Genomic DNA, 13,215 nt, shown 5'->3' on the forward strand with positions numbered 1-13,215 from the left:
GGATCCTCTACATAAGAAAATAAAGTCTGAAGAAAAATGAAAGGACATAGAAGTATCTGTGTCTCTTTTTTCTATATATAAATATAGAAGAAATATGAATCAGATCTGGATTTGCCCGGAAAGCCATTTGACGATTTTAGGACAATTATCCAACTGTGTCCAAATATAGCAAATTATTGACAAAAGAATTCATGAAATATCTGTAAAGTTGATGCGTAGAAATGGACAAATCCGCAAATATTTAGTATAATGGCGGTATGCGTTACGCGGTAAGTGAGGTGGGAGAAAATGCGTCAGAAAAAAAACGGACTCGAAAACCTGGTGCTGATCACCCAGTTCGGACTCAATGTTGTGACACCGGTCCTTATCTGTGTGCTTCTCGGAAGCTGGATCGATAAAAAGACCGGACTTCATACCGTTCTGATCTTTCTGATCCTGGGGGTTCTTTCGGGCGGCCTGAGTGCATATAAGATGGCGAAGCATATCGTAGACAGAGAGAAAGAAGACGAAGACAGGGAAAAGAAAGAGCAGGTAAAGCAGTGGGAGAGCCGTTTCGGAACCGGAGACGGTGCTGACCGTCCCAAAAGATGGCGGTGACGGCCGAAGGGACGGCAAAGAAGACGGTACCCGTAAACGAAAGCGGAATATGAAGCAGCAGGGAACTGTCCGGCAGAAGACAGCCTCGGCAGGGTAATTGAAAGGGTGGAACAATCGTGAGTGATAAGACAAAGAGGCAGGTAGTGGGAATGAGCATCGGGATTCTGATCCATAATATGATCTTGCTTCTCATCTGCCTTATTTTTTTCCGAACCGTTCCGGTGATCGCCGGAGTGCTGATCGGAGCCGCGGCGGCGGAGGTACTGCTCATCAGTATCGCGAGATCCACGGAACTCTGTGTGGAATCGGCTGATGGGGCGTACAGCAGCAAAAAGATGGTGATCCATTCGCTGATCCGCAGCCTGTGCGCGGTAATACTGGTGTGCCTTTTATGGAAATTTACGACGATCAACCTTCTGGCGGTCGTTTTCGGCGCACTGGGATTGAAGACCGGAGCTTATGTGTATCCGGTACTTCAGAAACGAACCGACCGTAAGGCCTGAGCTTCAGGCTTGACGGATAGAGCCTTATACGCTGCTGTTTTGGAACAGACAGCAGTCTTTCATGAGTCTTAAGGAAAGGAGGAAAAAGAATGAGTGGTGGCAGTGGTGCTGATTTCATGATCCACGGGATCGTGAAATACCATCTCTTCGGTCATGAACTCTGGCTGACGACAACAACGGTCGGAATGACGATCGTTACGATCGTTCTGCTGATTCTGGTGATAGCCGCGAACCGTGCATTAAAACATGCAACGGATGTACCTGGAACATTCCAGAATATCATCGAATTCGGTATGGAAATGCTGGAAAATATGACCACGGGGATTCTTGGCAGTTCAGCGAACCGGTTTGCGAACTATATCGGAACGATTTTTCTGTTTATTCTGTTCTGCAACCTGAGCGGTCTGTTCGGCCTGAGAACGGTTACTGCCGACTTTGGTGTTACGTTCCTTCTTGGTCTGGTCACGTTTGCGATCGTACAGTACCAGGGAATCAAAAATCATGGTGTCGGACACTTTACGGGACTGTTTCAACCTCTCCCGGTGCTGTTCCCGATCAATCTGATCGGTGAATTTGCGAATCCGATCTCGATCTCCCTTCGTCTGTTCGCGAACATGCTGTCCGGAGTTATTATCATGGGTCTCTGGTACGGAATGATGCCGGTCTTATTAAAAATCGGTATTCCGGCCGCACTTCATGTGTATTGCGACCTGTTTTCCGGATGTATCCAGACATACGTATTCTGCATGCTGACTATGGTCTATGTAAATGATAAACTGTAGGAACGCAGGGCAGAACAGGGAAGGCAGGACCCCATCGACGCAGTCGATCGGAAAGGATTTTGCCTGTAGCTGCGAATGACAGCTATAAAATTTTTTTACAGGAGGTTTTATCTATGAATATTACAGGACAGGATTTGATCCATGCTTGCTCAGCAATCGGCGCCGGTATCGCGATGATCGCCGGTATCGGACCTGGTGTTGGACAGGGTATCGCCGCTGGTTTCGGCGCATCTGCAGTCGGCCGCAACCCGGGCGCGAAATCTGATATTACATCGACCATGCTTCTTGGACAGGCCGTTGCCGAGACGACCGGTCTTTATGGTCTTGTTGTTGCCATTATCCTTATGTTCGTTAAGCCGTTCGGTTGATCCGGATATGGGAACAGGAAAAAACTTCCGGGTATGCGCGGAAGTTTGTAAAGGAGGCGAGATGAGACCTTGGAACGGTTAATAAATTTTGACCCTCAATGGATCAACGACATTGTGATCACGGGAATCAATATTTTTATCCTGTTCTTTGTAATGTCGTATTTCCTCTTTAATCCGGCGCGTGAAGTACTGGAAAAAAGAAGAAAACGGATCGCGGGTGATCTGGAAACGGCAAAGACAAGCCGCGAAGATGCGCTCGCGCTGAAAGCAGAGTATGAGGATAAAATAAAGTCCATCGACAAAGAGGCGCAGGAAATTCTCGACGCAGCGAGGAAAAAAGCGAAAAAGCAGGAAGCTGATATCTTAGCGGAAGCGAGAGAGGAAGCAAACCGCATCGTTGACCGGGCAAACCGGGAGATCGAGCTGGAGAAGAAGAAAGCGCTTGAGGACATGAAGACGGAGATCGTTTCCATTGCGTCCCTGATGGCAGAGAAGGCGGTTGCCGCTTCCATGGATGTAAAGATCCAGGATTCCCTGATCGAGGAGACTTTAAAGGAAATGGGTGAGAGCACATGGCAAAGTTAGTGTCAAAGGTCTACGGCGACGCGCTGTTTGAAGCTGCCATGGAGCGGGATATGCTGTCGCCCGTATATGAGGAAGTACAGTCACTGCAGACGATCCTCATGGAGAATGCAGACCTTGTACAATTTTTGAACCATCCGCAGATCATAAAAGAAGAGAAGTTAAAGGTCGTGGAAAATATCTTTAAAGGAAGAGTTTCCGATGACCTGATGGGATTTCTTGAGACCGTGATCGAAAAGGGACGGCAGAAGGAACTCCCGAAGATCCTCGACTATTTTGTGAATCGTGTAAAGGAATATAAAAAGATCGGTATCGTAACTGTCACAAGCGCGGTGGAGCTCTCCGCGGAGCAGAAGGCCCATACGGAGGCGAAGCTTTTGGAGACCACAGCTTTTGTGAGTCTGGAAGTTACCTATAGCGTCGATCCTGCGATCCTCGGCGGACTCGTGATCAGGATCGGTGACCGTGTGGTGGACAGCAGCATCAGGACAAGACTCGGTGAGATCCGGAGAGACTTAATGAAGCTGCAGCTGGCGTGATCCCGGCGGATCCGGGACCGGAAACAGCAGTCCGGCAGCAGAAATAATACTGAACAGTTACGTGATGAAATGGAAAAGAAAGAAGGTGCAGACCTCAAATGAATTTAAAACCAGAAGAGATCAGCTCGGTCATCAAAGAGCAGATCGAAAGATATTCGACGAAGCTGGAAGTCTCTGACGTGGGTACTGTCATCCAGGTAGCGGACGGCATTACACGAATCCACGGTCTTGAGAATGCCATGCAGGGAGAACTTCTGGAATTTCCGGGAGAGGTTTACGGCATGGTGTTAAACCTTGAGGAGGACAACGTCGGAGCGGTTCTGCTCGGTGATTCCTCAAGCATCAGTGAGGGAGACACCGTAAAGACGACAGGACGTGTCGTTGAGGTTCCTGTGGGCGATGCCATGACAGGACGTGTCGTGAATGCCTTAGGACAGCCTATCGATGGAAAAGGTCCGATCCTTACGGATAAATTCAGAAAGATCGAGCGTGTTGCCCACGGTGTTATCGAGAGAAAATCCGTAGATACCCCGCTTCAGACAGGTATCAAGGCGATCGATGCCATGGTTCCGATCGGACGCGGACAGCGTGAGCTTATTATCGGCGACCGTCAGACTGGTAAGACGGCGATCGCGATCGATACGATTATTAACCAGAAGGGACAGGGAGTTCACTGCATTTATGTTGCAATTGGACAGAAAGCATCAACAGTTGCGACAATCGTGAAAACTCTTGAGGAGTTTGGCGCGATGGATTACACGACACTTGTCGTATCCACAGCTTCTGACCTTGCCCCGTTACAGTATATTGCCCCGTATTCCGGCTGCGCAATCGGTGAAGAGTGGATGGAGAACGGCGAGGATGTGCTTGTCGTTTACGATGACTTAAGTAAGCATGCGGCGGCGTACCGTACCCTGTCCCTGCTTCTTAAGAGACCGCCGGGACGTGAGGCATATCCGGGCGATGTTTTCTATCTGCATTCCAGACTGTTAGAGCGCGCGTCCAGACTTTCCGATGACCTTGGCGGCGGTTCCCTTACCGCACTTCCGATCATTGAGACGCAGGCGGGTGACGTATCGGCCTACATTCCGACAAACGTCATCTCCATCACAGACGGACAGATCTACTTAGAGACCGAGATGTTCAACTCCGGTTTCCGTCCGGCGATCAACGCGGGTCTTTCTGTATCCCGAGTTGGCGGCGCGGCACAGATCAAGGCGATGAAGAAGATCGCTGCCCCGATCCGTGTGGAGCTTGCCCAGTACCGCGAGCTCGCTTCCTTTGCCCAGTTCGGTTCCGAGCTTGACGCCAGCACAAAGGAACAGCTTGCCCAGGGCGAACGCATCCGTGAAGTTTTAAAGCAGCCGCAGTATCAGCCGATGCCGGTCGAGTATCAGGTCATCATTATCTACGCGGCGACAAAGAAATATCTCCTCGATATTCCGACAAATCAGGTTCTTGATTTTGAGAAAGAGCTGTTTAAGTTTATCGATACAAAGTATCCGGAGATTCCGGCAAGCATCCGCGAGGCAAAGCAGATGACACCGGAGACTGAAGAATTGCTGAAAAAAGCTATTGAAGAGTGCAAGGCAGCAAGATAAGGCAGGTGATGTATCATGGCAACCATGAGAGATATTAAACGAAGGAAATCCAGTATTGAGAGTACCGAGCAGATTACCAAAGCCATGAAACTTGTTGCCACTGTAAAACTCCAGAAATCCAGAACGAAGGCGGAAAATTCGAGATTGTACTTCAATCTGATGTACCAGACGATCCAGGAGATGCTGAAGAAATCCACCGGGATCCGGCACCGCTATTTAAAGAGCGGGGATTCGACGAAAAAGGCAGTTATCGTCGTTTCTTCCAATCGCGGACTTGCCGGCGGATATAACTCCAACATCATCCGTCTCGTGACGGAGAGTGGGATCCCGAAAGAGGACGCCCTCATCTTCGCAATCGGGCGGAAAGGACGCGACGGACTCGCAAGGAAAGGCTATGAGATCAAAGCGGATTACTCCGATGTGATCGACGAGCCGCTTTACTCCGACGCGCAGCAGATCTCAAAAGAGCTTTTAGCCATGTTTGAGAAGAATGAGATCGGAGAGATCTATCTGGCGTACACGGCGTTCAAAAATACCGTAAGCCAGATCCCGACGTTCTTAAAGCTTCTGCCGGTGGATCTTGCGGCAGCAGGGCCAAAGGGCGAAGTAAAAGAAGAAAAGCCGGATCTTCTCATTATGAACTATGAGCCGGACGAGGACGAAGTTCTGGATGCAATTATTCCGAAGTATGTGAGCAGCCTGATCTACGGGGCATTCTTGGAGGCCGTTGCCAGTGAGAACGGCGCGCGAATGACTGCAATGGATTCGGCGACGAACAACGCGGAAGAGATGATCGAAAAACTGTCGCTGCAGTACAACCGTGCGCGTCAGGGATCTATCACTCAGGAGTTGACAGAGATCATCGCGGGCGCGAATGCCATCGATGGTTAAAAAGAAATATGAGTAATTATTTGGCAGACTTGCGTACTTGCGGTGCTGGAGGTAAAAGACAGCATACAGGAGACAGAAATCAGTCAACATAATGTGCTGGAATGGATTTTTACCGCTGGCCTGAGTGGCTGAATAGTTATGATAGAGACAAGGAGAAGTGAGATGGCAGAGAAAAACATTGGTAAAATTACTCAGGTCATCAGTGCCGTTCTGGATATCAAATTTCCCCAGGGCGGGCTGCCTGAGATCAATGACGCCATTGAGATCACCACAAAGGATGGCGGGGTCCTCACGGTTGAGGTTGCCCAGCATCTCGGTGATGATACGGTAAGATGCATCGCTCTCGGTCCCACCGACGGTCTTGTCCGCGGCATGGATGCCGTAGCGACCGGCGGACCGATCATGGTGCCGGTCGGTGAGCAGACACTTGGAAGAATTTTCAATGTTCTGGGACAGCCGATCGACAATAAAGAAGCTCCGAAGACGGAGAAAAAGCTCCCGATCCACCGCAAAGCCCCGAGCTTTGAGGAACAGTCCACAGAGACAGAGATCCTTGAGACAGGTATCAAGGTCGTTGACCTTCTCTGCCCGTACCAGAAAGGTGGAAAGATCGGTCTGTTTGGCGGTGCCGGTGTAGGTAAGACAGTCCTGATTCAGGAGCTGATCCGAAATATTGCGACAGAGCATGGTGGATATTCCGTATTTACAGGCGTTGGTGAGCGTACCCGTGAGGGAAATGACCTTTACTATGAAATGTCCGATTCGGGCGTTATCAATAAGACGACCATGGTGTTCGGCCAGATGAACGAACCGCCGGGATCCCGTATGCGTGTGGGCCTTACCGGTCTTACCATGGCAGAATATTTCCGTGACGAAGGCGGAAAAGATGTGCTGTTATTCATCGACAATATCTTCCGTTTCAGTCAGGCTGGTTCCGAGGTATCAGCGCTGCTCGGACGTATGCCGTCAGCCGTAGGTTACCAGCCGACTTTACAGACAGAGATGGGTGCCCTCCAGGAGCGGATCACCTCCACAAAGAACGGTTCCATCACGTCTGTGCAGGCAGTTTACGTTCCGGCCGATGACTTAACAGACCCGGCTCCGGCAAATACCTTTACCCATCTGGACGCGACGACCGTACTCAGCCGTTCCATCGTAGAGCTTGGTATTTATCCGGCTGTAGATCCGCTTGAGTCTACGTCCCGTATCCTTGATCCGCGTATTGTTGGTGAGGAGCATTATAAGGTTGCCCGCGGCGTACAGGAAGTGCTGCAGAGATATAAAGAACTTCAGGATATTATCGCAATGCTCGGTATGGATGAGCTTTCCGAGGAAGATAAGCTTACCGTATCCCGTGCGAGAAAGATCCAGAGATTCTTATCCCAGCCGTTCTTCGTAGCCGGACAGTTTACCGGTCTGGAAGGCCGCTATGTTCCGCTTTCCGAGACGATCCAGGGCTTCAAGGAGATCCTCGAAGGCAAACATGACGATATTCCGGAGAATCTGTTCCTCAACGCAGGAAATATTGATGATGTTCTCGCCCGCGTGAAATAGGGGGTGTGGACATGGCGGAAATGATGAGACTTCAGATCGTTACGCCGGATGAGGCGTTTTTCGACGGAGAGGTTTCGATGGTGGAGCTCAACACGGCAGACGGGGAAGCCGGAATCTATCCGAAGCATATCCCGATGGTCGTCGCGGTTGCACCGGGCGTTCTTAAGATCCACGGGGCAGACGGCGTGAAAAAAGCGGCGCTGCTTTCCGGATTTTTACAGATCCTGCCGGAGAAGGTAACGATCCTCGCGGAATCCTGCGAGTGGCCGGAAAACATCGATGGCAAGAGAGCCAATGAAGCCAGGATCCGCGCAGAGAGACGTCTGGCGGAAAAGAATCCACAGACCGATATTGACCGCGCTGAAGCCGCTTTGAAGCGGGCGCTGGTGAGACTGTCGCTGGTGGATGGAAACTAAAGATAGAACTGTGAAACGCAGTGGAAAATAAAACAGCATGTCGGGAAGAACGCTTGTAAGAAGGACTTACAGGAGACTTTCCGGCATGCTGTTTTATTTTATGATGTTGGAGACAAAAGGTATTTTGGCGCGGAGCTTATTTTTTCCGCCTGGAAAGCAGCGGCTCACTTACCCCATCGAGTCCCACAAGCGCGAAGATCGCCGCAAGGACTCTCTGAGATCCCTTATAGGCGTCTTTGCTGTCGTACCACTCGTCAACGGAATGGCAGGCACCGCCTTTTCCGCCTCCGCCGACGCAGATCGCAGGGATTCCGAGGCTGATCGGGATATTTGCATCGGTACTTCCTGCGCTTTCGAATTCTACATCTTCGCCGCATGCCTGGAACGCAGAGGCTGTGGCGCTCACGATCTCACAGTCCTTCGGCTGGCTTCCTGCCGGACGGTTTCCGATCTGTTTTACATCCACTGTGATACGTCCGTTGTGATCGAAGCTGTCCTTAGATTCTTCGTAGGAACGCTCGGTTTCCCAACGGTTATTTTCATCCTCAACTGCACGTTTGATGCACTCCTGAAGCTTTGCATCAAGCTCTTCAAGCTCCTTTAAGCCGTTGGAACGGATATCGACAAGCATGGAACACTCATACGCGATGGCATTGATGGAGGTTCCGCCGTTTACGACACCGACGGAGAAGGTAGTCTTCGGTTCTCTCGGGGTGCGGAGCTCAGAGATATAGGAGATGGCGCGGCCCATGGCAAAGATCGGGTTTACAAGACCGAAGGCGCCGAAGGAATGTCCCCCCGGTCCGCGGAAGGTTACCTCGTAGCGGTGGCTTCCGGTGCCGCCGTGGCAGATCAGGCAGCCTGCACCGTCAACGGAGATAAAACCGTCAACCTTATCAGCGTTTTTCGAGAAGAAGTGGCGCATGCCGCGGAGGTCTCCGAGACCTTCCTCACCGACGTTGCCGCCGATAATGATATCTCCGACCGGTTTTAAGCCGGATTCTTTGATGGCTCTTGCCAGCGTAAGGATCTCAGCCAGTCCGCGGGTATCATCGCCGATTCCGGGTGCGTAGATCTTTGTTCCTTCGCGTTTCACCGGGAGCGGAGTTTCCGGCGGGAATACAGTGTCCAGATGAGCGGAGACATAGAGAGTCGGACCGTTTCCGGTTCCATGGATATGGGCGTACACGTTGTGGACCTCGTCCATCACCGGATCGAGACCTGCCTCGGTCAGAAGCTCTTTAAAACGGATCGCGCGCTTCTCCTCAAATGGGCTGAAGGAGGAGATCTGAACAAGCTCGATCTGCTGGTCGATGGTGTGCGCTTCATCCTGTTTCAGGTATTCGAAGGCGTGAGCCATCTTGTCGGACGTTATAAGTGTCTGAATCGCTTCTTTCATGTGGGAACCATCCTTTCGATTTGTATATGATAGAAATATCATAGCGCGAAAAAGAAAATTTGTAAATAAAACAGAGAAAACTAATAATTCTGTAAGTATAGTTTATATAGGAAATATCGTCAGATAACAAAAGGGAAAAGAGGGCAGAAAAAAAGTATCGGTTTGAATGAGCCGGGAGTAAAAAATAAAAAGGACGGGGAAATGTGTGCGGGACAGGCTGTAGAAAAAATAAAAAGCAGGTTCTGAAACGATAGCGGAGATGAACCGCATACCGGAGCAGAACCTGCAAGTTTACGTTTTATTCCAGATGGTTACACTTAGTTACTTTTACTGATCATTTGTAAGCTTCATCTTATCAAAAATATAGAAGATCAGGCTTAAGATCATACCGACAACACATGCAAGGACCATACCTGTGAGCTGCACATTGCCGAAATTCACCTTGATCCCGGAGAGACCGGTTACGAAGATCACAGCGGTCAGGGCCTGATTCCTGTTTTTTCCGTAGTCGACTTTTGAGTCGACCAGAATGCGGAGACCGGAGGTTCCGATCATACCGTAGAGCAGGAAGGAGATTCCGCCGATGACCGGACCCGGGATCGTCTGGATCAGGGTCGATAATTTGCCGATGAAGGAACAGATGATGGAGATCACAGCCGCTCCGGCGATGACCTGCACACTGTAAACCTTTGTGACAGCCATGACACCGATGTTCTCACCGTAGGTGGTCGTCGGTACGGAGCCGATGAGACCGGATACCATGGTGGAGAAGTTGTCACCAAAGATGCTGCGGTGAAGTCCCGGATCCTTTAAGAGGTCGCGGCCGACGATCTTACTTGTTACGACCTGATGTCCGATATGTTCGGAGGTGATGACAAGGATGACCGGCATGATGATCATGATCGCTTCCATATTAAATTTTGGAGCGGTGAAGTTCGGGATCGCAAAGATCGGGGCAGCGGCAACCGCAGAGAAATCAACGATCCCACATGCAACGGCAGCGACATATCCGGCAATCACGGCGATCAGGATCGGGATAACAGATAAAAATCCCCGGAACAGGACAGAACCGAAAACGGCAAAGCCAAGTGTCACGAGGAACACGATCAGATTCTTCGGATCAATGGTCTCGTCTAAGAGTCCCGCATTGCTTGCCGCGCTGGAAGAGAGCTCCAATCCGATCAGGGCTACGACCGGCCCCATGGCAGCAGGCGGGAGAACGACGTCGATCCATTTATATCCGATCTTATAAATGATGAATGCGAGGATACATCCGACGAAACCGACGGCAACGAATCCGCCGAGGGCATATTCATATCCGAATTTTGCGATCACGATACCGGCAGGAGCGAGAAACGCGAAGCTGGAACCGAGATAGGCGGGAGCTTTTCCCTTTGTGATAAAGATAAACATGAGGGTGCCGACACCGTTCATGAAAAGAACGATGGCTGGATTAATTCCGAATAAGAACGGAACGAGAACAGATGCGCCGAACATGGCGAACATGTGCTGGATGCTCAGGGGGATCAGAAGGTTAAAGGGAACCTTTTCGTCCACCTGAATGATCTTATGGCTTTCCATACGGGACCTCCTTGAGAATAATTGGTTTTTTAGTACTTGCTCCTGCGCCGGACGTTCCCGGTTTCAGGCATTTTTTCTATTCTATCACATTCCTGTTATTTGTCCAGAAAAAATCAGGGGGAAATTGCAGGAAAGGATATGAAGTTAACGAATTTCTGGGCTTCCGCTCTTGACAAAGCTTTGGAATCTCCATATAATGACCCATATAGCCGCGTTAAAGCATGCGGTATATAATGGAAAAGCGATGAAGGGAACAAGTAGGGAAATGACCTGCTCCGCACAGAAAGCTGCCGGTGGATGAGAGGCGCGCGGACTTCTTTTTCTGAATACATCCCGGAGCTGCACACCGAAAGCGTGAACGGAGATATCCGGAGAATGTGAGTAGGCTGTGACGGAACTGGCACCCGTTAGAAATGCCGGGGTCTTTTATGATGAGGACTCCATGAGCCGGAGCGTGTGAGCGTTTCGGGAACATCAGGTGGTAACACGAGCGTATGCCTCGTCCTTTTGGGAAACAAGGGACGGGGCTTTTTTGTACCTGCAATGAGAATGTTCAGTGCCGGAGTTGCCGGACTGGACTGAGACTGAAAGAGTCAGGCAGCAGGAGAAAGAACGCTTCGTCCGGATAGCAGGTCTTCATATAAAGACCAACACAGGCGGAAGAAACGAACATCCGCAGAAAATTACAGAAAAGGAGTAAACAAAATGGGAGTTTACGAAGAGTTACAGGCCCGTGGATTAATCGCGCAGGTCACAAACGAAGAAGAGATCCGTAAAATGGTAAACGAGGGAAGGGCCGTATTCTATATCGGCTTTGACCCGACTGCGGACAGCCTTCATGTTGGACATTTCATGGCACTCTGCTTAATGAAACGTTTACAGATGGCTGGAAACAAGCCGATCGCGCTGATCGGCGGCGGCACCGGAATGGTCGGAGATCCGTCCGGACGTACCGATATGAGAACTATGATGACGGTTGAGACAATTCAGCACAACTGTGACTGCTTTAAGAAGCAGATGAGCCGTTTCATCGACTTCTCCGAAGGAAAAGCCATGATGGTAAACAACGCTGAATGGCTTATGAACTTAAATTACATTGATTTCTTAAGAGAGATCGGACCGCACTTTTCCGTCAACAACATGCTCCGCGCGGAGTGCTACAAGCAGAGAATGGAGAAAGGCTTAAGCTTCTTAGAGTTCAACTACATGTTAATGCAGAGCTACGACTTCTACGAGCTGTTCCAGAGATATGGCTGCAACATGCAGTTCGGCGGAGATGACCAGTGGAGCAACATGCTCGGTGGTACAGAGCTGATCAGAAGAAAACTCGGCAAGGACGCTCATGCAATGACGATCACACTGCTCTTAAACTCTGAGGGCAAGAAGATGGGTAAGACCCAGTCCGGCGCTGTATGGCTTGATCCGAATAAGACAACTCCGTTTGAGTTCTACCAGTACTGGAGAAACGTCGGTGACGCAGACGTATTAAAGTGCCTGCGCATGCTCACATTCCTTCCGCTTGAGCAGATCGATGAGATGGACAAATGGGAAGGCAGCCAGTTAAATCAGGCGAAGGAGATCCTTGCATACGAGCTTACAAGCCTTGTTCACGGCGAGGAGGAAGCAAAGAAAGCACAGGAGAGCGCACGTGCATTATTCGCAGGCGGCGCTGCGGCAGAAATGCCGACAGCAGAACTTTCCGACGCAGATCTTTCTGATGGTTCGATCGACCTCCTTTCCATCGTACAGAAATCCGGCCTCTGCGCGTCACGTTCTGAGGCGAGAAGAAACGTAGAGCAGGGCGGCGTTTCCGTAGACGGTGAGATCGTGAAGGATATTAAGGCTGTATACACGAAAGAGCAGCTTTCCGGTGAAGGAATCGTTGTAAAGCGCGGTAAGAAGAACTTCAGACGCGTTGTAGTCAAATAGTTACTTTTCATGGGAGGAATTTTCTGAACTGAAAATTCCGTATGATACCGTCATGACCGCGGATTTTGCCGATTCGGAATGCGAAGCATCGGCAAAATCCTGTTACAGTGCGCGGGCATGGAGTGCCCGTGTACTGTAACGTTAAATAAAAAAACTCCCTTTTTACAAAAGTGTGTCTGATGCATACTAACTCATAATTATACGAAACACCACACTTTTATTCATTTTCTATTCATTTCCGGCTAATGGGTATTCATTTTTACTCTAAGTTATCATGCAATTTATTAGAATGGAATTTTTGAAAGAGCCAGCACCTTGAATGGGCTGACTCTTTCAATGTCACTTGTAATTGACAAACTGGAATTTTCAAATTAGTCTTTGCAAATAACCTTTGAATCTTCACCATCAATTACAATTCCCTGACGGTTGTTAATTGGGCATAGATTCAAATCCGAAAACTCAGTCATTATTTT

13 protein-coding genes and 1 pseudogene are annotated in these 13,215 nt (G+C 49.8%); 11 read left to right on the forward strand and 3 right to left on the reverse strand.

Going from position 1 to position 13,215, the window contains the following annotated elements; genetic code table 11:
• The first annotated feature begins 288 nt into the window (after positions 1–288).
• The 10 genes from ABCW45_RS06955 to atpC all read left to right on the forward strand — a co-directional run bounded on the left by ABCW45_RS06955 (position 289) and on the right by atpC (position 7,833).
• Complete coding sequence (locus ABCW45_RS06955) at positions 289–597, forward strand: AtpZ/AtpI family protein (RefSeq protein WP_117513775.1); 309 nt, start codon at positions 289–291, stop codon at positions 595–597.
• A 116-nt stretch (positions 598–713) separates the two neighbouring features.
• The gene (locus ABCW45_RS06960; RefSeq protein ID WP_215704707.1) at positions 714–1,100 is read left to right on the forward strand and encodes a hypothetical protein; all 387 of its coding nucleotides are present in this window, start codon (positions 714–716) and stop codon (positions 1,098–1,100) included.
• An 89-nt stretch (positions 1,101–1,189) separates the two neighbouring features.
• Complete coding sequence (gene atpB / locus ABCW45_RS06965) at positions 1,190–1,882, forward strand: F0F1 ATP synthase subunit A (protein ID WP_015553053.1); 693 nt, start codon at positions 1,190–1,192, stop codon at positions 1,880–1,882.
• Between the two features lie 113 nt (positions 1,883–1,995).
• The gene (gene atpE, locus ABCW45_RS06970; RefSeq protein ID WP_015553054.1) at positions 1,996–2,250 is read left to right on the forward strand and encodes an ATP synthase F0 subunit C; all 255 of its coding nucleotides are present in this window, start codon (positions 1,996–1,998) and stop codon (positions 2,248–2,250) included.
• Positions 2,251–2,319: 69 nt separating this feature from the next.
• The gene (gene atpF / locus ABCW45_RS06975; protein ID WP_021904590.1) at positions 2,320–2,835 is read left to right on the forward strand and encodes a F0F1 ATP synthase subunit B; all 516 of its coding nucleotides are present in this window, start codon (positions 2,320–2,322) and stop codon (positions 2,833–2,835) included.
• Entirely contained in the window at positions 2,823–3,371 is a 549-nt protein-coding gene (atpH, locus tag ABCW45_RS06980) for an ATP synthase F1 subunit delta (protein ID WP_015553055.1), read from the forward strand. The genes atpF and atpH overlap by 13 nt, the downstream gene beginning before the upstream one ends.
• Positions 3,372–3,469: 98 nt before the next feature.
• Entirely contained in the window at positions 3,470–4,972 is a 1,503-nt protein-coding gene (gene atpA / locus ABCW45_RS06985; RefSeq protein WP_021904592.1) for a F0F1 ATP synthase subunit alpha, read from the forward strand.
• A 15-nt stretch (positions 4,973–4,987) separates the two neighbouring features.
• Positions 4,988–5,863: an ATP synthase F1 subunit gamma gene (gene atpG, locus ABCW45_RS06990; RefSeq protein ID WP_343220533.1), complete on the forward strand. Its 876-nt coding sequence runs from the start codon at positions 4,988–4,990 to the stop codon at positions 5,861–5,863.
• Positions 5,864–6,025: 162 nt separating this feature from the next.
• The gene (gene atpD, locus ABCW45_RS06995) at positions 6,026–7,417 is read left to right on the forward strand and encodes a F0F1 ATP synthase subunit beta (RefSeq protein ID WP_021904594.1); all 1,392 of its coding nucleotides are present in this window, start codon (positions 6,026–6,028) and stop codon (positions 7,415–7,417) included.
• 11 nt (positions 7,418–7,428) lie between these two features.
• Positions 7,429–7,833, forward strand: a complete 405-nt coding sequence (gene atpC / locus ABCW45_RS07000) for an ATP synthase F1 subunit epsilon (RefSeq protein WP_117513781.1) — start codon at positions 7,429–7,431, stop codon at positions 7,831–7,833.
• A 136-nt stretch (positions 7,834–7,969) separates the two neighbouring features.
• Here the strand turns inward: atpC and ABCW45_RS07005 are convergent, their stop codons facing one another.
• Both ABCW45_RS07005 and uraA read right to left on the reverse strand, forming a co-directional pair.
• Complete coding sequence (locus ABCW45_RS07005; protein ID WP_118531088.1) at positions 7,970–9,232, reverse strand: M20/M25/M40 family metallo-hydrolase; 1,263 nt, start codon at positions 9,230–9,232, stop codon at positions 7,970–7,972.
• Between the two features lie 327 nt (positions 9,233–9,559).
• Positions 9,560–10,813, reverse strand: coding sequence for a uracil permease (uraA, locus tag ABCW45_RS07010; RefSeq protein WP_215704709.1), 1,254 nt, complete (start codon positions 10,811–10,813; stop codon positions 9,560–9,562).
• 705 nt (positions 10,814–11,518) lie between these two features.
• On the opposite strand from uraA, the gene tyrS reads away from it, so the two are divergent.
• On the forward strand, positions 11,519–12,742 hold the full coding sequence (gene tyrS / locus ABCW45_RS07015) for a tyrosine--tRNA ligase (RefSeq protein ID WP_015553064.1): 1,224 nt from the start codon (positions 11,519–11,521) through the stop codon (positions 12,740–12,742).
• Positions 12,743–13,113: 371 nt separating this feature from the next.
• Here tyrS and ABCW45_RS07020 read toward each other — a convergent pair.
• Positions 13,114–13,215 (reverse strand): annotated as a pseudogene (locus tag ABCW45_RS07020) (Type 1 glutamine amidotransferase-like domain-containing protein); the annotation flags it as partial.

Source organism: Pilosibacter fragilis, from assembly GCF_032490495.1.
GTDB classification, from domain to species: Bacteria; Bacillota; Clostridia; order Lachnospirales; family Lachnospiraceae; genus Pilosibacter; species Pilosibacter fragilis.